Origin of the sequence: Pantoea sp. S62, assembly GCF_016658625.1 — a bacterium.
Taxonomy (GTDB): Bacteria; Pseudomonadota; Gammaproteobacteria; order Enterobacterales; family Enterobacteriaceae; genus Pantoea; species Pantoea vagans.
Map to the genome: position 1 here is coordinate 158,494 of NZ_JACVVI010000010.1, position 22,715 is coordinate 181,208.

At 56.9% G+C, this 22,715-nt stretch carries 19 protein-coding genes; 11 read left to right on the forward strand and 8 right to left on the reverse strand.

Annotated features, from left to right (window positions below):
• Window positions 1-208 precede the first annotated feature (208 nt).
• The 3 genes from acrD to narQ form a co-directional block, all read right to left on the reverse strand.
• Window positions 209-3,325 carry a multidrug efflux RND transporter permease AcrD gene (gene acrD, locus IBT54_RS15625; protein WP_041457015.1) on the reverse strand — a complete coding sequence of 1,039 codons (3,117 nt, stop codon included), beginning with the start codon at window positions 3,323-3,325 and terminating at the stop codon, window positions 209-211.
• 167 nt (window positions 3,326-3,492) lie between these two features.
• A complete protein-coding gene (locus IBT54_RS15630; RefSeq protein WP_013358679.1) occupies window positions 3,493-4,122 on the reverse strand; it encodes a response regulator in 630 nt (209 codons plus the stop codon).
• 129 nt (window positions 4,123-4,251) lie between these two features.
• Window positions 4,252-5,940: a nitrate/nitrite two-component system sensor histidine kinase NarQ gene (gene narQ, locus IBT54_RS15635; RefSeq protein ID WP_041457013.1), complete on the reverse strand. Its 1,689-nt coding sequence runs from the start codon at window positions 5,938-5,940 to the stop codon at window positions 4,252-4,254.
• Between the two features lie 254 nt (window positions 5,941-6,194).
• Here narQ and IBT54_RS15640 point away from each other — a divergent pair, with 254 nt between their 5' ends.
• The 4 genes from IBT54_RS15640 (at window position 6,195) to IBT54_RS15655 (ending at window position 10,225) form a co-directional block, all read left to right on the forward strand.
• Window positions 6,195-6,467 (forward strand): YdgH/BhsA/McbA-like domain containing protein, encoded by a 273-nt coding sequence (locus IBT54_RS15640; RefSeq protein WP_013358677.1) that lies wholly within the window; start codon window positions 6,195-6,197, stop codon window positions 6,465-6,467.
• A 280-nt stretch (window positions 6,468-6,747) separates the two neighbouring features.
• Window positions 6,748-8,244, forward strand: a complete 1,497-nt coding sequence (gene ansP, locus IBT54_RS15645; protein WP_033783842.1) for an L-asparagine permease — start codon at window positions 6,748-6,750, stop codon at window positions 8,242-8,244.
• 142 nt (window positions 8,245-8,386) lie between these two features.
• On the forward strand, window positions 8,387-8,965 hold the full coding sequence (nudK, locus tag IBT54_RS15650; protein ID WP_201252430.1) for a GDP-mannose pyrophosphatase NudK: 579 nt from the start codon (window positions 8,387-8,389) through the stop codon (window positions 8,963-8,965).
• A 186-nt stretch (window positions 8,966-9,151) separates the two neighbouring features.
• Complete coding sequence (locus IBT54_RS15655) at window positions 9,152-10,225, forward strand: DUF1176 domain-containing protein (protein ID WP_201252431.1); 1,074 nt, start codon at window positions 9,152-9,154, stop codon at window positions 10,223-10,225.
• Here the strand turns inward: IBT54_RS15655 and ampH are convergent.
• From ampH to amiA, 5 genes are all read right to left on the reverse strand, one after another.
• On the reverse strand, window positions 10,222-11,385 hold the full coding sequence (gene ampH / locus IBT54_RS15660) for a D-alanyl-D-alanine-carboxypeptidase/endopeptidase AmpH (RefSeq protein ID WP_033783837.1): 1,164 nt from the start codon (window positions 11,383-11,385) through the stop codon (window positions 10,222-10,224). The two genes, IBT54_RS15655 and ampH, sit on opposite strands and share 4 nt — an antisense overlap.
• Window positions 11,386-11,643: 258 nt before the next feature.
• Window positions 11,644-13,644: a transketolase gene (tkt, locus tag IBT54_RS15665; RefSeq protein ID WP_013358672.1), complete on the reverse strand. Its 2,001-nt coding sequence runs from the start codon at window positions 13,642-13,644 to the stop codon at window positions 11,644-11,646.
• A 57-nt stretch (window positions 13,645-13,701) separates the two neighbouring features.
• On the reverse strand, window positions 13,702-14,652 hold the full coding sequence (gene tal / locus IBT54_RS15670) for a transaldolase (protein ID WP_013358671.1): 951 nt from the start codon (window positions 14,650-14,652) through the stop codon (window positions 13,702-13,704).
• Window positions 14,653-14,998: 346 nt separating this feature from the next.
• Window positions 14,999-15,913, reverse strand: a complete 915-nt coding sequence (gene hemF, locus IBT54_RS15675) for an oxygen-dependent coproporphyrinogen oxidase (RefSeq protein ID WP_013358670.1) — start codon at window positions 15,911-15,913, stop codon at window positions 14,999-15,001.
• Window positions 15,914-16,013: 100 nt separating this feature from the next.
• Window positions 16,014-16,862 (reverse strand): N-acetylmuramoyl-L-alanine amidase AmiA, encoded by an 849-nt coding sequence (gene amiA / locus IBT54_RS15680; protein WP_013358669.1) that lies wholly within the window; start codon window positions 16,860-16,862, stop codon window positions 16,014-16,016.
• Between the two features lie 207 nt (window positions 16,863-17,069).
• On the opposite strand from amiA, the gene IBT54_RS15685 reads away from it, so the two are divergent.
• The 7 genes from IBT54_RS15685 to cysA all read left to right on the forward strand — a co-directional run bounded on the left by IBT54_RS15685 (window position 17,070) and on the right by cysA (window position 22,691).
• On the forward strand, window positions 17,070-17,495 hold the full coding sequence (locus tag IBT54_RS15685; RefSeq protein WP_003848834.1) for a GNAT family acetyltransferase: 426 nt from the start codon (window positions 17,070-17,072) through the stop codon (window positions 17,493-17,495).
• Complete coding sequence (locus IBT54_RS15690) at window positions 17,485-17,952, forward strand: DUF2919 family protein (RefSeq protein ID WP_013358668.1); 468 nt, start codon at window positions 17,485-17,487, stop codon at window positions 17,950-17,952. Before IBT54_RS15685 ends, IBT54_RS15690 begins: the two co-directional genes overlap by 11 nt.
• 65 nt (window positions 17,953-18,017) lie before the next feature.
• Window positions 18,018-18,635, forward strand: coding sequence for an RpoE-regulated lipoprotein (locus tag IBT54_RS15695; protein ID WP_201252432.1), 618 nt, complete (start codon window positions 18,018-18,020; stop codon window positions 18,633-18,635).
• 253 nt (window positions 18,636-18,888) lie between these two features.
• Window positions 18,889-19,905, forward strand: coding sequence for a sulfate ABC transporter substrate-binding protein (locus IBT54_RS15700; protein WP_095706821.1), 1,017 nt, complete (start codon window positions 18,889-18,891; stop codon window positions 19,903-19,905).
• The gene (cysT, locus tag IBT54_RS15705) at window positions 19,905-20,738 is read left to right on the forward strand and encodes a sulfate/thiosulfate ABC transporter permease CysT (RefSeq protein ID WP_013358665.1); all 834 of its coding nucleotides are present in this window, start codon (window positions 19,905-19,907) and stop codon (window positions 20,736-20,738) included. The genes IBT54_RS15700 and cysT overlap by 1 nt, the downstream gene beginning before the upstream one ends.
• Entirely contained in the window at window positions 20,738-21,613 is an 876-nt protein-coding gene (gene cysW / locus IBT54_RS15710; RefSeq protein ID WP_013358664.1) for a sulfate/thiosulfate ABC transporter permease CysW, read from the forward strand. Before cysT ends, cysW begins: the two co-directional genes overlap by 1 nt.
• Complete coding sequence (gene cysA, locus IBT54_RS15715) at window positions 21,603-22,691, forward strand: sulfate/thiosulfate ABC transporter ATP-binding protein CysA (protein WP_013358663.1); 1,089 nt, start codon at window positions 21,603-21,605, stop codon at window positions 22,689-22,691. Before cysW ends, cysA begins: the two co-directional genes overlap by 11 nt.
• Window positions 22,692-22,715: the final 24 nt, after the last annotated feature.

The following is a 22,715-nucleotide window of genomic DNA, read 5'->3' on the forward strand; positions in this document are numbered from 1 at the left end:
CTTAAAAAAAGCGCGTAATATTGCCAGCACAATAAGAGAGGGCATTATGATTGACACTGAAATGGGAACCTGGAAAGAATTTATCGAAGCGATGTTACGCAATAAGTAACACGTGGAGATTAAAGCAGGTCAGTCCCACTTGCTGGAATTCTTACCACACACAGAAATAAAGCGGCCACTGAACTCAGTGGCCGCTTTTTATTTAGCTTTAGTCGTGCGGTTTCTCTTTAAGCGGGAAGCGACGGCGGACCAGCACAAAGAACAGCGGCACAAAAAAGATTGCCAGCAGCGTGGCGGAGATCATCCCGCCCATCACGCCGGTTCCCACGGCGTGCTGGCTGCCGGAACCTGCACCGCTACTGATGGCCATCGGCAGCACCCCAAAAATAAAGGCCAGCGAGGTCATCAGAATCGGTCGCAGACGCTGACGCGATGCCTCCAGCGTCGACTCCACCAGTTCACGGCCTTTGCTGTTAATCTCATTAGCAAACTCAACAATCAGGATGGCGTTTTTGGCGGATAGCCCCACCACCGTCAGCAGGCCAACCTGGAAGTAGACATCATTCTCCAGCCCGCGCATCCAGGTGGCGATAAGCGCGCCCACCACGCCCAGCGGCACCACCAGCATTACCGAGAACGGGATCGACCAGCTCTCATACAGCGCGGCCAGGCAGAGGAACACCACCAGCAGCGAAATTGCATAAAGTGCCGGAGCCTGCGAGCCGGAAAGGCGCTCCTGATAAGAGGCTCCGGTCCACTGGAACCCGACGCCCAGCGGCAGGGCATTGACCAGCTTTTCCATTTCATCCATCGCCGTACCGCTGCTGACGCCATTCGCCGCTTCGCCGACAATCTCCAGCGATGAATAGCCGTTATAACGTTCAAGGCGTGGTGAACCGGTCTCCCAGCGGCTGCTGGCAAACGCGGAGAAGGGCACCATTTTGCCGCTGCTGTTGCGCACGTACCATTTGTTGATGTCGTCCGGCAGCATGCGGAATTCGGCGGCAGCCTGCACATAGACCTTTTTCACCCGGCCCCGATCCAGGAAGTCGTTCACATAGCTGGAGCCCCATGCGGTGGTCAGGGTGTCGTTAATGGTGTCCAGCGACACGCCCAGCGCCTGCGCTTTACGGGCATCCACATCGATCTGCAGCTGCGGGCTGTCATCCAGCCCATTGTGCCTCACCCGCGATAGCGACTTATCGTTGCCCGCCATCTCCAGCAGTTTGTCGCGCATCGCCATCAGTTGCGTATGACCGATACCCGCGTGATCCTGTAGTTGCATGTCAAAGCCCGAGCTGCTGCCCATGCCGGTAATGGCGGGCGGGCTGCTGGCAATCACACGCCCCTCTTTAATCTTCTGAAACGCCTGAGTCGCACGATCGATAATAGCGAATGAGGTGCGATCGGCACCGGGCCGATCTTCCCAGTCTTTCAGCCGCACAAACAGACGCGCCACGTTCTGCCCATTGCCACCCGGGCCGGCACCGATGGTGGAGAAGACCGACAGCACGTTGGCCTTTTCCTCGGTGAGATAATAGTGTTCGACTTTCGCGACCACGCTGGCGGTTTGCGCAAGCGTTGCGCCTGCCGGAAGCTGAACCTGAGTCAGGAAGACGCCGCGATCTTCCAGCGGCAGAAACGAGGTAGGCAGACGCAGAAACAGAAATGCCATCAGGCCGATAATGCCGAGATAGAGCAGCAGCCAGCGACCGCCCCGGCGCAGAATGCCTGCAACGCCGCGCTCATAGCGGTCAGCATTGCGATTGAAGTGACGATTGAACCAGCCGAAGAAGCCGCGACGTTCAGGCTGCTCGCCTTTCGCCACGGGTTTCAGCAATGTGGCACACAGCGCCGGTGTCAGGATCATCGCGACCAGCACCGACAGCACCATCGCCGAAACAATGGTGATGGAGAACTGACGGTAAATCGCGCCGACGGTACCGCCGAAAAACGCCATCGGCACAAACACCGCAGAGAGCACCAGCGCGATCCCGACCAGCGCGCCCTGAATCTGGCCCATCGATTTTCGCGTGGCGGCACGCGGCGAGAGTCCCTCTTCGTGCATGATGCGCTCAACGTTTTCCACCACCACGATGGCATCGTCCACCAGCAGTCCTATCGCCAGCACCATGGCAAACATGGTCAGGGTATTGATACTGAACCCGCAGGCATAGAGCACGCTGAAAGTACCGAACAGCACCACCGGCACCGCAATAGTCGGGATTAACGTGGCGCGGAAATTCTGCATAAACAGGTACATTACGCCGAACACCAGTACGATCGCCTCCAGCAGCGTCTTCACCACATCGGTGATCGACGCTTTAACGAAAGGGGAGGTTTCGTAGGCAATTTTTGCTTCCAGCCCGTGCGGGAAGTAGTGCGACAGCTCCTCAATGCGCGCCCGCACCAGCTTATCGGTGTTCATCTCGTTAGCACCGGATGCAAGCTTCACCCCCAGACCGGACGCGGGCTGGCCATTGTAGCGGCTCAGATAATCATACTTTTCTGCGCCCAGCGCCACGCTGGCGACATCACCCAGCGTCACCACGGAACCGTCGGGATTGTTCTTCAGGGTAATGGCCCGGAACTGCCCGGGGGTCTGCAGCATCGACTGCGCATTCACCGTGGCGTTCAGCGCCTGCTTCTCTACGGATGGCAGACCACCGACCTGACCCACGGCAACCTGGGTATTCTGCGACTGGATTGCACTGACCACATCGTCGGTGGTCAGCGAGTAGGCGATCAGTTTGTTGGGATCGAGCCAGATGCGCATCGCATATTGTGAGCCGTAAGCGTCTACCTGGCCGACGCCATCGATACGGCTTAACGGGTCCTGAATATTACTGGCGACATAGTCTGAAATATCCTGCTTATCCATACTGCCGTCGGTTGAGACGAAGGCGACCATCAGAATATTACTGTCACCGGTTTTATTGACCGTCACGCCCTGCGACTGTACTGCCTGCGGCAGTTTGCGCAGCGCTGACTGCAACTGGTTCTGAACCTGCTGACGGGCTTCATCAGGATTAGTCCCGGCGGTAAAGGTGAGGGTGATCTGTGCCTGACCGGTATTGCTGCTGTTCGAGGACATGTACATCAGATTATCGATGCCGGTCATGTTCTGCTCGATGACCTGGGTAACGGTGTTCTCCAGCGTCTGGGCGGATGCGCCCGGATAGTTGGCGGTGATGCGCACGTTGGGGGGTGCCAGATCGGGATACTGTTCAACAGGCAGCGAAATAATCGAAAGCGTGCCGCACAGGCACAGCAGAATCGCCAGAACCCAGGCAAAGATGGGACGGTCGATAAAGAAATTCGACATTAAATCGACACTCCTCAGGGACTTTTATAAGCGTTCAGGCCCAGCGGCAACGGGCGCACTGGCGGGCAAACCGGATGGTCTATCCACGATTTTCCGCCGCCATTTACTCTACGTGCGGCAGCGGGGGAAATCGTGGAGAAATTGAGGAGAAAATGTAAATTCGTTGGCTATTTGCGGCTTTCAAGCCACATCACCGTGGCGGCGACGCGTGAGCGGACATCCAGCTTACGCAGCAGGTTGCGGATATGCACTTTTACGGTCTCTTCGGAGATATGCAGATTCGCCGCGATCTCTTTATTCGACAGGCCGCGCGCCACCTCCTGCAGCACGTCGCACTCACGCCCGGTGAGCTGACGCAGGGGATCGGCACTGTGCTGGCGATTAGCCAGATAACGGGCCACGCCTTCACTGAAGACCTTTTCACCCTGCGAGGCCTGCAGAATATGCCCCAGCAGGATCTCCGGCTCGCTATCCTTGAGCAGATAGCCATCGGCACCCGCATCCACCATGGCGAAGATATCACTGCGGGCGTCGGAGACGGTCAGGACCAGAATGCGTGAACTGATCCCTTCATGGCGCAACGCCTTCAGCGTATCCAGCCCGGACATGCCTTTCATATTCAGGTCGAGCAGAATGATATCGGGTTCCTGACGGCGGGCCTCGGCCAGCGCTTCCGTGCCGTTGTTGGCTTCTGCGATGACCTCAAGCCGGGGATCCAGCGCCAGCAGCTGACGGATACCACGGCGCATCAGCGGATGGTCATCCACAATCATCAATGTTAATGCGGGCTGTTGCATAGGTTCTCCATTTCATCGGCTTCAGATGGCGGCAGAAGAGCAGGACTGGTACCAGATGGCGCCGTATCCGCTGGGCTGCATGCTGAGACCGATTGATTATCTGAATAAGTTAACATCATGCCGGGCGCTTTATGTCAGTGAGCGCGCCGGCTGCGGTGGAAAGCGCAGTTCGACCCGGGTGCCGCGTTGCTGAGTATGGATAGTCAGATTGCCACTCAGGCGCTGGGCACGCTCTGTCATAATCGTCAGGCCGTAATGGCCCGCGGGTTCGTCAGTGCTGTTCATTCCCACCCCGTCATCCGTAATTGTCAGTAAGTGCTCACCTTGTTCGCTATGCTGATAATCCACCCGAATCACCTGCGCGCTGGCGTGACGAATGGCATTCAGCAGCGCCTCACGGGCGATCTGTAACACATGCACCTGCTGTTGTGCCTCCAGACTCTGCAGGCCGGTCTGGTAGTTAAAGTGTATCTCTGCGCCGCTTTTCTCCTGCAACGAGGCGATCATCGCCTGCATTGCCGCCACCAGATCCGCCTGCTCAATGGTCAGGCGGAAGGTGGTCAGCAGTTCACGCAGCTGACGGTAGGCATCGGCCAGCGCCTGATCGAAGTCAGCGATAATCGCGTGGGCGGCGCTGTCATCCTTATCCACAGTGCGGCGCAGCAGGGTCAGCTGAATACGTAAAAACGAGAGCGACTGGGCCAGCGAGTCATGTAATTCCCGGGCAATGGTGGCGCGCTCTTCAATCAGTAGCATCTGCTGATACTGCTGCTGTGCCTGCCAGATCCAGATTGCCCGTCCCAGCATCGCCGCCAGGCTACGCATCAGCTCATTGGGATGGGTGACGCCAGGCGACTGCCAGCGCAGTTCGCCAATCTGCTGATCGTCCTGCTGTAACGGCAGGCGTTGCCACTCACCGTCAGCCTGAGCATCCCCGGCGCAGAACTGAAACTGGTCGCTGTTAAGACGGATCGCTGTCAGTTTCTCGCGCGTCAGTACAGTGGTTAACACTGCCTCAAACAGTGCCGGGTGCAACGGGCTCGCCGTCAGCATCTGCGAGCTGTCGTAAAGCAGTGACAGCGTGCGATTCGCCTGGGTTAAGTCTTCCGTTTTCGCGCGTACCGTGCTCTCCAGCAGCTGGTAGTGCGAATGCAGACGTGCCGCCATGCCGCTGAAGGCGTGCGACAGTACCCGCAGTTCATTCTGCTGCTCAACGTGCAGCGGCGGAAAAGCAAAGTTACCGCTTTCAACGTAGCGACTGGCCGTGACCAGCGCATTGAGGGGCCGCACCACGTGCAGCCGGGTAAAGCGAATCGTCATCAGTGCCAGCACGACAATCGCGATGACACCCGCCAGGCTGCTGGCCGCCACCAGACGCATTTTCAGCTCGGTATAGCGCTGCAGACCCAGCACAAAGCGATCGATTTCACCGACATAGATCGGCACCTGCTGCTGGTATGCCACGGTATCACCCTGCTGCAACTGCTGCTGCAGGGAAGGCCAGGCAGCACGCAGTCGCTGATAGCGAGCACTGACTTCGTGTGGTACCCAGGGCCGATCCAGCTTTTGCAGCACCGGGGCATCCAGCGTTTGCTGATAGAGCGCAAAATGATGCGCCAGATTTTGTGGCTGACGGCTGGCATCCCATGCCATGCGATAGCTCTGCATGCGCAGAGATCCCGCCAGATTGATCGCCTCCGCATCGCGCTGACTGCTGAGCAGCGTGACTAAGGCCAGACCGGTGGTAAGTAGCGACAGCAGGACAATGGCGCTGAGCGCCTTAGCGATGCTTTGAGTAACGGAACGTTTAACAATCACATGGATGGCCCTGTTGAAAGTGCGGGAATTATAAGAGCGCAATAACGTAACGCAAATGATCCATCCCCTGTTTATCGCACAGGCGGTTACACCTCGCACACAAAATGACCACAACTGACAGTTCCCAGGATGGGCTACCGTTTTGTGGTTAAAAAAGGAACAGGTTTACATCGCCCCGATGTTGCTTTTCATTGCAAGGCTAATAATTCATCCAGTCATCAGCTCAACCCCGATCGCAGATTAAGGAGCATCCAATGAAAAAACTGAATGCTGTACTGGCGGGCGCATTACTGGCTACCGCTTCTTTTGCCACTTTGGCTGCTGCGCCGGTCGACCCGTCACAGGCGCAGAATATGCAGAGCATCGGCAGCGTGTCGGTCTCTGGCGTTCGCGGCTCACTGGACGATGCTAATCGCCAGTTGTCGCAAAAAGCGGAAGAGATGGGCGCCAGCCATTACCGCGTTATTGGTATCGATAACCCAGGCGACTCCAGCCTGTGGAGCGGCACCGCAGAGATTTATCGCTAACCCAACCCTCCTGTTTCCATCCCTGTAGCTTTTACCGGCCTGAAAATGGCCGGTTTTTTTGTTTTTGTGCATCAGGATGGATTCTTACAAATCAGCCTGTGCATCTGCCCGGTATATTTTGCTTCGTTCTTGCAGAACGGGTAGGATTCATCGCCGTAAATTCCCGCGTTGCCCGGCACTCACTCACGGGCAAAGGCACAGAGGAAAATCCCCCATTTTGCAGGACGTTACGTCCGCATTGGGGAGACGACGACTGATGGTCAGGACAAACAGGAATGCTATGAAATCTAAAAAGAAAACCCCAAGTGAGATGCGCGCTGCGAAGCGCCGCTGGCTGAATTCTCACGATGCTGGTTACCAGAAGGCGATGGGTAACCGTCACGTACAGATGATTGCGATCGGCGGTGCCATCGGTACCGGTTTGTTCCTGGGCGCAGGTGGCCGTTTGCAGGCTGCGGGCCCCGCATTAGCCATCATCTATCTGGTGTGTGGCATCTTCTCCTTCTTTATTCTGCGTGCGCTGGGCGAACTGGTATTACACCGTCCCAGCAGCGGCAGCTTCGTCTCCTACGCCCGTGAATTCCTGGGCGAGAAAGCCTCCTTCGTGGCGGGCTGGATGTACTTCGTCAACTGGGCGATGACCGGCATCGTCGATATCACCGCCGTCGCGCTCTACATGCACTACTGGGGCGCGTTTGGTGATGTGCCGCAGTGGGTGTTCGCCCTGGGCGCGCTGGCGATTGTCGGCACCATGAACATGATCGGGGTTAAATGGTTTGCCGAGATGGAGTTCTGGTTCGCGCTGGTAAAAGTGCTGGCGATTGTCATCTTCCTGGTGGTGGGCGTGGTGTTCCTTGGCACCGGCAAACCGCTGGATGGCAACAGCACCGGTTTCCATCTGATCACCGATAACGGTGGCCTGTTCCCGCACGGTTTACTGCCTGCGCTGGTGCTGATTCAGGGCGTGGTGTTCGCCTTTGCTTCTATCGAACTGGTGGGTACGGCGGCCGGCGAATGTAAAGACCCGAAAACCATGCTGCCGAAAGCGATCAACAGCGTCATCTGGCGTATCGGCCTGTTCTATGTCGGCTCTGTGGTGCTGCTGGTGCTGCTGCTGCCATGGAACGCCTATCAGGCGGGTCAGAGTCCGTTCGTGACCTTCTTCTCGAAACTGGGCGTGCCTTACGTTGGCAGCATCATGAATATCGTCGTATTGAGTGCGGCGCTCTCCAGCCTGAACTCCGGCCTCTACTCGACCGGGCGTATCCTGCGCTCCATGTCGATGGGTGGCTCTGCACCGAAATTCATGTCGAAAATGAACAGTCAGCAGGTTCCTTATGCCGGTATTCTGGTGACCGTCGCCGTCTATGTGATTGGTGTGGTGCTTAACTACTATGTGCCTTCTCAGGTGTTTGAGATCGTCCTGAACGTCGCCTCGCTGGGCATTATCTCCTCCTGGGCCTTTATCGTGGTTTGCCAGCTGCGTCTGCGCAAAGCGATCAAAGAGGGCAAGGCGGATGATGTCAGCTTCAAGCTGCCAGGCGCGCCGTTTACCTCATGGCTGACGCTGCTGTTCCTGTTCAGCGTGCTGGTGCTGATGGCGTTTGACTATCCGAACGGGACGTACACCATCGCCTCCATTCCGCTGATTGCGGTATTGCTGGTGCTGGGATGGTTTGGCGTGCGTAAGCGCGTTCACGCCGTCGCTCAGACCGAACAGGATCATCACGAAGAAGAGCCTCAGCCGACCCGACTGGCTGACGACACTTCACGCTGATAAATTCTGCAGCAATCAGGCCAGCCTCCGGGCTGGCTTTTTTTTGCCGTGAACCGCCCCCGCCACGCCGCGAATTAGGATAGTTTTCCCGCAAGCTTGCCCCTATGATGAAAGGCTCCCTTTATGCGGTAGCGGAGTCCCCATGTCGTTTAAGATCAGCATCATCAAAGATAAGCTCTTGTCTGAAAACTGGTTTGTGCTGCGTAACTACACCTATGACATCACCGATCGCCGTGGCGAGGTTATTCGCCATAAACGCGAAGTCTACGATCGCGGAAACGGGGCAACTATCCTGCTCTACAACCGTGAAAAGAACAGCGTGGTCCTGACGCGCCAGTTTCGTATCGCCACGTACGTCAACGGTAACGACGACGGCATGTTAATCGAAGCCTGTGCCGGCTTGCTGGACGACGACTCCCCGGAAGATTGCATCCGCAAAGAGGCGATTGAAGAGACCGGTTATGCGGTGGGCGAGGTGGAAAAACTTTATGCCTGCTATATGTCGCCGGGCGGCGTGACTGAGCTTATCCACTTTTTCGCGGCAGAATATAATGAATCGTTGCGCGACAATGCCGGCGGTGGCGTCGAAGATGAGTCAATCGACGTGCTGGAATTACGCTTTCCGGATGCGCTGGCAATGGTCGCTGAGGGTCGCATTCGAGACGGCAAAACCATTATGCTGCTTCAGCATGCACAGATTGCGGGCTGGCTGACGCCATAAAACCGTGCCACTAAGCCTGTTGCCGCGTGAAAGCGTTAAGGGAGAGTGGTGAGCGTTAATCCACTTTATGCACGCTTTTTAAGCAGTTAACTGCGCTTTTTGCACAGGTTCACAGAATGCGAACCCTGTCAGGCCCGTTGATGCGCTATTCTCTCCACTCTGGGTATTCGGGGATCGATCTTCTTAATGTCGTATTGGATGAAATCGCTTTGGCTGTTGCCGTCTCTGTGGGTTGCCTCTGTTCAGGCGGAACCGTTGCAAAAGTCATTCAACGACTGGCAAATCACCTGCAACAATGAAGCCTTTTGCGTGGCGCGCAATATTCCGGGAGACAAAGGGCTGGTGATGACGATTTCGCGCCATGCGGGCGTCAACGATCGCCCTTTGCTGCGCATCGACTATGGCAGCGCCTACAGTGGTGCGCTGCCGGGTGGCCCGCTACAGGATAACCTGCTGCTCGATCAGCGCCGGCTTAAACCCGATCTCAAACACTGGACGGTAGAGCCGCATCATCTCGCTACCAGCAATGCTATCGCCATTGATGAATTTTTTGATCTGGTGATGGAGGCCAAAAACCTGCAGCTCACCTACGATCCCAATGCGCTGATCTCTCTGCGCGGCATGAAGGCCGCGCTGTTGCTGATGGATGACACGCAGGGACGGGTCAACAGCATGAGCGCGTGGATCAAACGTGGCGACAGAGCCAGCTGGGATGTTCCGCCACCGCCTGCACTGCCACCGCTGCCGCCTCCGGTCAGGTCACCCGCTGCCCTGACGCGCGATGAGACCAGCGGATTGATTGATTACGGCACCTGGCGGGTTAACACCGACTCCTGCTCACTCGATCCGCTGCGCCGCGAAGTCAGCGTGGCGCCGCTTACCGACCAGCGCGCGCTGCTGCTGGTGAGTTGCGAAATGGGAGCGTATAACGTGATCGATCTGGCGTTTGAAGTGACGCGCAGCCCGCCCTATGTGGCGCGTGGCATCACCCTGACTCTGCCTTTTACCCCGCCCGGAGCCAGCGATCGACAACTTGAGCTGATTAACGCCGAATACGACGCGGCCAGCGGCCAGCTCTACACGTTTGGTAAGGGCCGTGGATTAGGCGACTGCGGCAGGGCGACACGCTGGCAGTTTGATGGTACACGTTTTGTGTTAGCGGAATATGCGGAAGAGTCGACCTGTGACGCCTGGCACAGCAGTGATGACTGGCCAACCCTGTGGGTCAGCCAGTCTGACGGTGGCGTTCAGCAGCGTTAACGAATGACCTGCACCATCATCGGTGAGCCAAGCTGGTTGCCGACCAGTTCGGCCAGCATATTATTCACTCCGTCGCTCATCGGCGTAAAGCGGGTCAGCGGCGAGCGCGTCACCACCACAAAAACCCCCACGTTATGCTGCGGCACCATCGCCATATAGGTGATGAATCCACCGCCGCCGCCGGTTTTCTGAATGATCCCAGGCCGACCACTTTTCGGTCCCATGTAGACCCAGCCCATGCCCAGCGCATCCGCTTTACCCGGGACATCCATGCCTTCTACTTTGTTCAGTTGGTCGCGGCGATAGATCAGCGTCTGCAGGCGATCGATCTGCGGCGTGCGATGGTTAACCGACGAGTTCAGGAACTGCTGCATCCAGCGACCCATATCATCCGGCGTTGAGTAAACCCCGCCGCTGCCAATCGCGGCCAGCGTGTTATTACACGGGCTGGCCCCTTTTTCGGCCACCATCAGGCGTCCGCACTGCTCAGGCGACGGCGTAAACGTGGTGTCCTTCATGCCGAGCGGGCGGGTAATCAGCTGCTGAAACAGCGCCGGATAGGGAGTTCCGCTGGCACGTGACAGCGCATCGCCCAGCAGATCGTAGCCCAGGTTAGAGTAGGCGGCACTGCTGCCCGGTGCCGCTTTGAGGTTCGCGCGCGCCAGCCATGCCCAGCGTTCGCTCTTCGTTGGCCAGACAAACACCGGACGCTGTGCTTTGCCGCCGGGCTGCTCGCGCGGCAGTCCGCTGGTGTGGGTCGAGAGATTAATCAGGCGAATCGGCTGGCCATTGTAAGTGGGCACCCGTGCACCCGGAGGCGCATATTTACTCAGAGGATCGTCAAGGCGAATCTGTCCGCGCTCAGCCATTTTCACCATCACTTCACTGGTCATCAACTTACTCAGCGAAGCGATACGAATCAGCGAATCTTTCTGCGGACGGACATTGTTGCCGGGACGGGTTTCACCGAAGCTGGCGAACACCCGCTGATTGCCATCAATCGCCACCAGCGCCATACCGGTTGCGCCGCTGCCATAAAAGATATGTTCCGCATAGCGATCAACAATCTGTGAGGCCAGCAGCGGATCGGGCGCAACCTGCGCCATGCTTTTTAATGGAAGCAGTGAAACCATCAGGGCCAGTAAATAGGGTGTACGCATGTTCAACGGAAGTGGCTTCGCTATAAAAATCGGAGGAAATCTGCCTTCACTCATCAGGATGCATCAGGTCGCAGCCGCGTTATCCCGGCAGAATGACAGCAGGAAAAGACGGTCAGCCCGTACACAGGCAGCATTAAGTATGACGGCTCTATAGTAATCAGTTTGCGCGGAGCGGGAAGAGGGGAATGGATATTTTTTTATCTGCGAGGCTGCAAAATAAAATGGCCCTTCCCGATGAGGCCGGGAAGGGCAAATGCATTAAACCGGCTTGAGTAATGCTTCAGCGTGGCTGACGATGTTCTCAACCGTGAAGCCAAACTCCGGGAACAGCTGACTGGCTGGCGCGGATTCACCAAAGGTGGTCATGCCCACAATTGCGCCGTCCAGACCGACATACTTAAACCAGTAGTCAGCAATACCCGCTTCTACCGCCACACGCGCTTTCACGCCGCTCGGCAGCACGGATTCACGGTAAGCGGCATCCTGCGCATCAAACAGGTCAGTAGAAGGCAGTGAAACCACCCGCACCTTGTGACCACCTGATTTGAGCTTCTCAGCTGCACCCAGGGTGATCTCAATCTCTGAACCGGTCGCAATCAGAATGACTTCTGGCGTGCCGTCGCAATCCTTCAGCACGTAGCCACCGCGTTTGATGTTTTCGATCTGCTCCGGTGTGCGTTCCGGCTGCAGTAAATTCTGACGTGACAGGATCAGGGCAGTCGGCCCATGATGGCGTTCGACAGCGGCTTTCCACGCCACCGCAGTTTCAACCTGATCGCATGGACGCCATACGCTCATGTTTGGCGTCAGACGCAGGCTGGCGATCTGCTCTACCGGCTGGTGCGTCGGGCCATCTTCGCCCAGACCGATGGAGTCATGGGTGTAGACCAGAATCTGGCGTGCCTTCATCAGCGCTGCCATACGCGCGGCGTTACGCGCATATTCGACAAACATCAGGAAGGTTGCGGTGTAAGGCACGAAACCGCCGTGATGCGCGATACCGTTACCAATTGCCGTCATACCAAATTCACGCACGCCGTAGTGGATGTAGTTACCCGCCGGATCCTCTTTGATCGATTTGGAGCCCGACCAGATGGTGAGGTTACTCGGAGCCAGGTCAGCGGAACCGCCAAGGAATTCCGGCAGCATTTTGCCATAGGCTTCCAGCGAGTTCTGAGACGCTTTACGGCTGGCAATTTTCTGCGGATTAGCCTGCAGATCCTGGATGAAGCGAGTCGCTTCCGTTTCCCATGTGGCGGGCATTTCGCCATTCATACGGCGCTCATACTCTTTCGCCAGCTCGGGATGGGCCTCTTTATAAGCCGCAAACTTCGCATCCCAGGCTTTTTCGCGTTCCGCACCCGCTGCTTTGGCATCCCACTGCTGGTAGATTTCAGCCGGGATCTCAAATGCCGGATAGTTCCAGCCAAGCTGTTTACGGGTCAGCGCCACTTCGGCCTCGCCCAGCGCTGCGCCGTGCGATTCTTCTTTACCGGCTTTGTTCGGTGAACCGAAACCGATAATGGTGCGGCAGATAATCAGTGAAGGCTTATCGGTGACGCTCTGCGCTTCTTTGATCGCCTCGCGGATAGCATCAGCGTCATGGCCGTCGATGTCGCCGATGACATGCCAGTTATAGGACTCAAAGCGTTTATGCGTATCGTCGGTAAACCAGCCCTCGGTTTCGCCATCGATGGAGATGCCGTTATGGTCATAGAAGCCGATCAGTTTGCCCAGACCCAGCGTACCCGCCAGAGAACAGACTTCGTGTGAGATCCCTTCCATCAGACAGCCGTCGCCCATGAACACATAGGTATGGTGGTCGACGATTTCATGGTCCGGACGGTTAAACTGTGCAGCCAGCGTGCGCTCAGCAATCGCCAGGCCCACGGCATTAGCCAGGCCCTGACCCAGTGGGCCGGTGGTGGTTTCAACGCCAGGCGTATAACCGATTTCCGGGTGACCCGGCGTTTTAGAGTGCAGTTGACGGAAATTTTTCAGCTCTTCAATCGGCAGGTCATAACCGCTCAGGTGCAGCAGGCTATAAAGCAGCATCGAGCCGTGGCCGTTGGAGAGGATGAAGCGGTCGCGATCAAGCCAGGCGGGATTGGTCGGATTGTGCTGGAGGAAGTCGCGCCACAACACTTCGGCGATATCGGCCATACCCATCGGCGCACCGGGGTGGCCTGAGTTTGCCTTCTGGACTGCATCCATGCTCAGTGCACGAATCGCGTTTGCCAACTCTCTGCGTGAGGACATAAAGTTCTCCCTTGTTATGCATCAGGGCGGGAAAGTCCCGCCCGATTAAAATAAAGACTACAGGCGTGCGGCGAGCACATCTTCCAGCTTCTGCTGGTCAACCGCGAACTGGCGGATGCCGTCAGAGAGTTTTTCGACTGCCATTGGATCCTGGTTATGTTCCCAGCGGAACTCCGCCTCGGAGAGCGGCGACGGCTGATGGAAGCCCTCGGTAGAGGGTTCCAGTTTGCGCTCCAGCGGCGCATCGCTGTTCTGCAGCTCTTCCAGCAGGTTCGGCGACAGCGTCAGGCGATCGCAGCCGGCCAGCGCGATAATCTGCTCCACTTTACGGAAGCTGGCGCCCATGATGATGGTGCTGTAACGGTGCTTTTTGTAGTAGTCATAGATACGACGCACAGATTTTACGCCTGGATCTTCATCCGCCACGTACGGTTCCAGTGGCTTGCGTGAGTTGTACCAGTCGTAGATACGGCCCACGAACGGGGAGATCAGGAACACGCCCGCTTCGGCACAGGCACGCGCCTGCGCGAAGGAGAACAGCAGCGTCAGGTTACAGTGGATGCCGTTCTTCTCCAGCTCTTCCGCTGCACGGATGCCTTCCCAGGTGGAGGCCAGCTTGATCAGCACGCGTGAACGGTCGATGCCGTGCTCTTCATACATCCGAATCAGTTTTTCTGCTTTGGTGACACACATGCCACGATCGAAGGAGAGGCGCGCATCCACTTCGGTCGAAACACGGCCTGGTATGCTTTTCAGGATTTCCATACCGAGGTTGATCGCCACTTTGTCGCTGGCGTTGATAATCTGCGTCTCTTTGCTGCCGCCCTGTTTTTTCGCGTACTCAATCGCGTCATCCATCAGGTGCTTATATCCTTCCAGACCGGACGCTTTCAGAATGAGTGAAGGGTTGGTGGTGGCGTCTTCCGGGTGGTAATTACGAATCGATTCGATATCACCACTGTCCGCCACCACGGTGGTGAACTGTTTTAGGGCTTCTAGCTGGTTCATCTCTAAACTCCTTGAAAAGAAAAATGAAAGCGAACAGGGTGCACCTCAGGCCTCGCAGCCGGTCTGTGGCATGTTCTGCTACCGGTAACGCGAACCCATAACATTGCAACAGAGACTTTCTGATGAAAATGCGGTTTCTCTGATTGTTGCGCTGCGAGGCGGTGCGAAGGAGCCGTCATGCGGTTTTTACCGTGGGGTGCGCCATATTCCATCCTTAAGCATAGCAGTCAGGACGAATGACGCAGGTAACACTGTAGCAATCTGTGCCCTGTGAAACGGAACGGGTCGGTCGGGAGAAAGGTAAGCGCAGCGCGGGTTACGGGCCGCGCTGCAGCAGGAGAAGCGATCAGACGGGGAGGTTCAGCCAGTTTTTTACCGGCAGGAAATCGCGATAGAGCGCAGCTTCAGGCGAGTCGGCATCGGGCTGATAATCATATTCCCAGCGCACCAGTGGTGGCATCGACATCAGAATCGATTCCGTACGGCCGCCGGTCTGCAAACCAAACAGCGTGCCACGGTCCCACACCAGATTAAACTCCACATAGCGACCACGGCGGTAGAGCTGGAACTGGCGCTCACGATCGCCCCACGGATGATCTTTACGGCGCGACACAATCGGCCGGTAGGCATCCATAAAGCCGCGACCTACTGCCTGCATAAAGCTGAAGCTCTGCTCAAAGTCGGGCGTGTTGAGATCGTCAAAAAAGAGGCCGCCAATGCCGCGCTGCTCATCACGATGCTTCAGATAGAAGTAATCATCACACCACTTTTTATAGCGCGGATAGACATCCTCGCCAAAAGGCTGACAGAGACTGGCGGCGGTCTGATGCCAGTGCAGCGCGTCTTCTTCAAAGCCATAAAACGGCGTCAGGTCAAAGCCGCCACCAAACCACCAGACCGGATCGGCCCCCGGTTTCTCTGCGATAAAAAAGCGCACGTTGGCGTGGCTGGTCGGCACATAGGGGTTATTCGGGTGGATCACCAGCGACACGCCCATCGCTTCAAAGCTACGACCGGCCAGCTCAGGCCGGTGCGCGGTCGCTGATGCCGGCATCTGATCGCCATGCACATGCGAAAAGTTGACGCCCGCCTGCTCAAACACCGTGCCGTTGCGCAGGACGCGGCTCTGACCGCCGCCGCCGCCAGGGCGCTGCCAGCTATCTTCAGCAAACTGTGCGCCGCCATCTTCAGCCGCCAGCTGGTTACAAATCTCATCCTGCAATGCGAGCAGGAACGCTTTTACGCGGGAAATATCAGCCATCTTTTCGCTTATCGTTTGTCAAAGTCTGACGCGATTATACGCAAAACCGCGCCGCTTGCATGAGCGCGGCGCGTCGCACGATGCAAACCAGCCAGACGAATCAGGCGTTGCGGCGGTCAAACTCATCGAAGTAGTTGACGATGCCGCTGGCAATCGCTGAAGCAATTTTCTGGCGAAACGCGGTAGTGCCGAGCAGCTGCTCTTCACGGGGATTGGTAATAAAGGAGGTTTCGACCAGCACCGAGGGAATCGACGGTGACTTGAGCACCGCGAAGGCCGCCTGCTCGGTATGCTGGCTGTGCAGATGGTGCACCGGGCGGATCTGATCCAGCACGTGCTTGCCCAGCGTCAGGCTGTTTTTGATGGTATCGGTCTGTACCAGATCGAACAGAATCTGCTGCAGATAGTGATCCTGCTGCTGTGCCTTTACGCCGCCCAGTTTGTCTGCATCGTTCTCGCGCTGTGAGAGATAACGCGCCATCGAGCTGCTGGCACCGCGGTTAGAGAGCGCAAACACCGAGGCACCGCTGGCATCGGGGCTGGTAAAGCCGTCGGCATGAATCGACATAAAGAGATCGGCACCATGCTGGTGGGCGATTTCTACCCGCTGATAAAGCGGAATAAAGTGGTCACTGTCGCGGGTCAGGCGCACTTCAATGCGCGGATGACTCTGAAGCTGACGCTGCACGTTACCGGCAATCTCCAGCACGATATGTTTCTCTTCAGAACCTTCTTCACCAACCGCACCGGAGTCGATGCCACCGTGCCCCGGATCGATCATCACGATGCGTTTACCGTTTTTCGCTGGCGGGGCAGGGCGCGTATGACGATTTGCCCCGGTAAGGCCCGACTGCTCTTTAGCCTGAATCGCACGCGGCGATAAAATGGCCAGAGCCAGCCCGGAAAGAAGTAACTGACGACGATGAATCAAACGTTTAAGCAGCTGCATGTACGGGTCCGGTAACAGGAATCTTGCCGGTGTTATAGCCTAAGGCTCTGTTGCCTGCGATCACAGAACCATTTCAGGGCATTACTTTGTATTGCAGGTCGCGAACAGAAAATTTGCGCTTTTTTATTTTCCGCCGGTCATCGAGGGTTGCGTGCGGCAGAGAATGCGTGATAATCAGCAAATTGTGCTTATCTGCAGGTAAATAAGATGGAAATCCGCGCCTTCCGCCAGGAAGATTTTGAAGAAGTGATCACCTTATGGGAACGTTGCGATTTGTTACGGCCATGGAACGATCCGGAGCTGGATATCGAACGCAAAATGAATCACGACCCCGATCTCTTTCTGGTCGCTGAAGTGGGCGGCGTGGTCGTTGGCACGCTGATGGGCGGTTACGATGGCCATCGCGGCGCGGCGTATTATCTGGCGGTGCATCCTGACTATCAGGGACGCGGCTTTGCCAATGCCCTGATGAACCGTCTGGAGAAGAAACTCATCGCGCGCGGCTGTCCGAAACTGCATCTGATGATCCGCGAAGAGAACGATCAGGTGGTGGCGTTCTATGAAAAGCTCGATTATGAGCCGGTCGACGCGCTGCTGTTTGGTAAACGTTTGATCGAAGATCGTGAATACTAATCCGTTGCCTGGCTATTCGCCGGACGAGTATGACGCCAGAGGGCAGCTGCGGCTGCCGTTTCTTTTTTGGCCGATCCTGTTACTTCAGGCGCGGACCTGGCTGCTGCTGGTGATGGCCGGAGCGTCACGGCAGCAGGGCAACGACCTGCTGGCACTGTTCTATCCGGATCGTCAGGCGTTCTGGGTCGGCCTGGCGCTGGGTTTACCGGCGCTGGCGGGCCTGCTGCTGACCGGCTATCGCACGCGACTGCCGCGCCTCTGGCAGCACTGGCGCAGCGTGTTAGCGCTGTCGCTGCTGGTGAATCTGCTCTGGCAGGGCTGGCAGTTTGTGCAGGGCGATCTGCTGAGTTCGCCGCTGCCGTTGCTGCTGACGCTGTTCGACCTGCTGGCGCTGATCTGGCTGCAATCGAATCGTCGCTGTCGCGACTGCTTTCTGCCTGAACATCATCTCAACTAAACTTTTTGTCGCTTTGCGACTCCAATCAGTTCCGCCTTTCCGGCATCGCATTTACAGGAGTTCTCATGAAAGCTGTTCGTTCCACGCTACTGATCGCCGCCGTTGCACTGAGCGGCTGTGCCAGTTCGGGTTCCGGCGCTGACAGCAGCCAGCAGGCAAGCTGGTGGAATCCGCTGACGTATCACTGGTCTTCGGCGCTGCCGTGGAACTGGTTCGGTTCCTCGCTGACCGCGACTGAACAGGGTGTGGGGGGATTAACCGCCTCCACCGCCATGAAAGAGGACGCGATTAAGGACGGACTGAACGATGACTATACCCTGCGTCAGGGCATGCGCAGTCAGAACGGTCAGGTGGTCTCTTTCTGGCAGGCGCTGGATGACGGCAAGGTTAAGCTGGTGATTTACGGACAGTCGCAGCTCGAACGTATTGAGGTGATGGACAGCGCAATTGCCAGCAGTGACGGCAGTAAAGTGGGCGACGCCTTCAGTAATAAGTTCAGCAAAGCCTTCGACAACTGCACACTCGCCAGCGGCACTGATGCGCGTGACGTGGCGTGCCGTGCGCCTGGCAGCCAGCATCTGACCTATGTCTATCACGGCGACTGGCATGGACCGGAGGGATTGATGCCCTCTGACGATACCCTGAAAAACTGGAAAATCAGCAAGATTGTCTGGCAGCGTTAATCTTTTTCTTCAGCGTGCCGCCCCTCCGGCGGTCGCTGAACCCTCGTAAAACCCCTGCCCGCATGGGCTGCACGCGGTTCCTCTCCTCCATCGGCTTTTGCTGATTTCTGCATAAACTCTGCCGTCGTCTTATGCTTTTTTCGACTTTGAAATCATCAAACGATATATAAAACCGTTACTGGTTTTCACTGAGTTATAAATAAACTGATGCCTCAGCGGGTGAGATCCGCATCAAACTTTTTCAGGGTGCCAAATGACATTACAAGCGATGAAAAAAATCGTGAGCGGTATCGCGTTGTCGCTGAGCCTGGCCGGCGCAGCCAATGCCACTGAACTTCTTAATAGCTCATACGATGTATCGCGGGAGCTGTTTGTCGCCCTGAATGCTCCGTTTGTTAAACAGTGGGATGCCAGTCACCCCACTGATCCCCTGACCATTAAGATGTCGCACGCCGGTTCATCGAAGCAGGCGCTGGCTATCCTGCAGGGACTGCGCGCAGATGTGGTCACGTACAACCAGGTAACAGATGTGCAGGTGTTGCACGATAAAGGCAATCTCATTGCCGCAGACTGGAAAAGCCGTCTGCCGAACAACAGCTCGCCTTTCTACTCCACCATGGCGTTTCTGGTGCGCAAAGGGAATCCAAAGCAGATTCATGACTGGTCAGATTTGACCCGCAGCGATGTGAAGCTGATTTTCCCGAACCCGAAAACCTCGGGTAATGGCCGCTATACCTACCTGGCCGCCTGGGGCGCAGCAGATAAAGCGGACGGCGGCGATCAGGCCAAAACCCGTGCCTTTATGACGCAATTCCTGAAAAACGTGGAAGTGTTCGACACCGGCGGTCGCGGCGCAACCACCACCTTTGCTGAGCGCGGCCTGGGCGACGTACTGATCAGCTTTGAGTCGGAGGTGAATAACATCCGCAACCAGTACGGTAAAGATGAATACGAAGTGGTGGTGCCGAAAACCAACATTCTGGCGGAATTTCCGGTGGCATGGGTGGATAAGAATGTCGCCACTAATAAAACCGCTGATGCGGCCAGCGCCTACCTGAACTATCTCTACACGCCAGAAGCGCAGAATATTATTACTCACTACTATTATCGTGTGAATAACCCACAACTGATGGCGGAGCAGAAAGATCGCTTCCCGCAGACCCGCCTGTTCCGGGTCGAAGATGCCTTTGGCGGCTGGGATAAAGTGATGCAGACGCATTTCGTCAGCGGCGGTGAGCTCGATAAATTGTTAGCGGCGGGGCGCGGATAATGTTTGCAGCCAGCCATAAACGCGTGTTGCCCGGCTTCGGTCTCAGCCTGGGTACCAGCCTGCTCTTTACCTGTCTGATCCTGCTGTTGCCGATTAGCGCCGTGATCATGCAGCTGTCGCAGATGACGCTGCAACAGTACTGGGATGTCGTGACCAACCCTCAGCTGGTGGCCGCCTATAAGGTGACACTGCTTTCGGCTGGTGTCGCCTCCCTGTTTAATGCGGTGTTCGGCATGCTGATGGCATGGATATTGACCCGTTATCGTTTTCCAGGCCGGACACTGCTGGATGGCCTGATGGATCTGCCGTTTGCACTGCCGACTGCGGTAGCAGGTCTGACCCTGGCCGGACTCTTTTCGGTCAACGGCTGGTACGGACAGTGGTTCGCCCAGTTCGACATCAAAATTTCTTACACCTGGATTGGTATCGCCATTGCCATGGCTTTTACCAGCATTCCGTTTGTTGTACGTACCGTCCAGCCGGTGCTGGAAGAGTTAGGCCCTGAGTATGAAGAAGCGGCCGAAACGCTGGGTGCTACGCCGTGGCAGAGCTTCCGACGCGTCGTGCTGCCGGAAGTCGCGCCTGCGCTGCTGGCCGGTACGGCGCTCTCCTTTACCCGCAGCCTGGGTGAGTTTGGTGCGGTAATCTTTATTGCCGGTAACATCGCCTGGAAGACGGAAGTCACCTCGCTGATGATTTTTGTCCGGCTGCAGGAGTTCGACTATCCGGCAGCCAGCGCTATCGCCTCGGTGATCCTGGCGGCATCGCTAATTCTGTTGTTCGCGATTAATACATTGCAGAGCCGCTTTGGCCGTCGTCTGGGAGGTCACTAATGGCCGAGGTTTCACAACTTAATCACGCGGCGCGTCAGCCTGTGAACTGGGGCAAATGGCTGCTGATTGGTATCGGCGCGCTGATCTCAATTCTGCTGCTGGTGGTGCCGATGGCCTCCATCTTCTGGGAAGCGCTGAATCAGGGGCTGATTGTCGCGCTCAGCAATCTGGCCGATCCGGACATGCTGCACGCCATCTGGCTGACTGTGCTGGTGGCGCTGATTACCGTTCCGGTGAACCTGGTGTTCGGCACGCTGCTCGCCTGGCTGGTGACGCGCTTTACCTTTCCGGGCCGTCAGCTGCTGCTGACCCTGTTTGATATTCCTTTTGCCGTGTCGCCCGTCGTAGCTGGTCTGATGTATCTGCTGTTCTGGGGCGTGAATGGCCCGGCAGGCGGCTGGCTGGATGCACATAACATCCAGATTATGTTTGCCTGGCCTGGCATGGTGCTGGCGACGGTGTTTGTGACCTGTCCGTTTGTCGTGCGCGAACTGGTGCCGGTGATGCTGAGCCAGGGCAGTCATGAAGATGAAGCGGCGGTGCTGTTAGGCGCGTCCGGCTGGCAGATGTTCCGTCGTGTGACGCTGCCGAACATTCGCTGGGCGCTGCTGTATGGCATCGTCCTGACCAACGCCCGTGCGATTGGTGAATTTGGTGCGGTCTCGGTGGTATCGGGATCGATTCGCGGTGAGACCTACACCTTACCGCTTCAGGTTGAATTATTGCATCAGGACTACAATACCGTTGGCGCGTTTACTGCCGCCGCCTTGTTAACCCTGATGGCAATTGTGACGCTGTTTCTGAAAAGTATTGTGCAGTGGCGTTTAGAGCAACAGCACAAACGCCTGCAACAGGAGGGAAATCATGAGCATTGAGATTAACAAGATCAACAAGTCCTTTGGTCGCACCTCGGTGCTGAACGATATCTCTCTGGATATTGCCTCAGGTGAAATGGTGGCGCTGCTTGGCCCGTCAGGCTCGGGTAAAACCACGCTGCTGCGCATTATTGCCGGGCTGGAGCATCAGAACAGCGGTCAGATCCGTTTTCACGGCAACGATGTCAGCCGCCTGCATGCGCGCGATCGTCAGGTCGGCTTTGTCTTCCAGCACTATGCGCTGTTCCGCCATATGACGGTATTCGACAACATCGCCTTTGGCCTGACCGTGCTGCCGCGTCGTGAACGCCCTTCAGCGGCGGAGATCAAACAGCGTGTAACCCGTCTGCTGGAGATGGTGCAGCTGGCCCATCTGGCGAACCGCTTCCCGGCACAGCTGTCAGGCGGCCAGAAGCAGCGTGTGGCGCTGGCGCGTGCGTTGGCAGTTGAGCCGCAGATTTTGCTGCTGGATGAACCTTTTGGCGCGCTGGATGCTCAGGTGCGTAAAGAGCTGCGCCGCTGGCTGCGTCAGCTTCATGAAGAGATTAAATTCACCAGCGTGTTTGTGACCCACGACCAGGAAGAGGCGATGGAAGTCGCGGATCGCGTGGTGGTGATGAGTCAGGGCAACATTGAGCAGGTCGGCACGCCAGATGATGTATGGCGCGATCCGGCGACCCGCTTTGTGCTGGAGTTCCTGGGGGAAGTGAATCGCTTTGATGGCGAAATTCAGGGATCGCAGTTCCACGTCGGCGCGCACCACTGGCCGCTGGGTTATACCTCAGCTCATCAGGGCGCGGTTGAGCTGTTCCTGCGTCCGTGGGAAGTCGACGTGTCACGCCGCAGCAGTTTAGAAACGCCGCTGCCGGTGCAGGTGCTGGAAGTCAGCCCGCGTGGCCACTTCTGGCAGCTGGTGGTTCAGCCTGCTGGCTGGCAGAGCGAGCCGTTCTCACTGGTGTTTGAAGGTGAGCAGACAGCCCCGATTCGCGGCGAACGCTTGTTTGTTGGCTTGCAGCAGGCGCGGCTCTATAAGGGCGACACGCCGCTGCGCGCAGTTGCCTTTGCACAAAGCGCCTGATATTTTCTCATCAACACCGGGCGG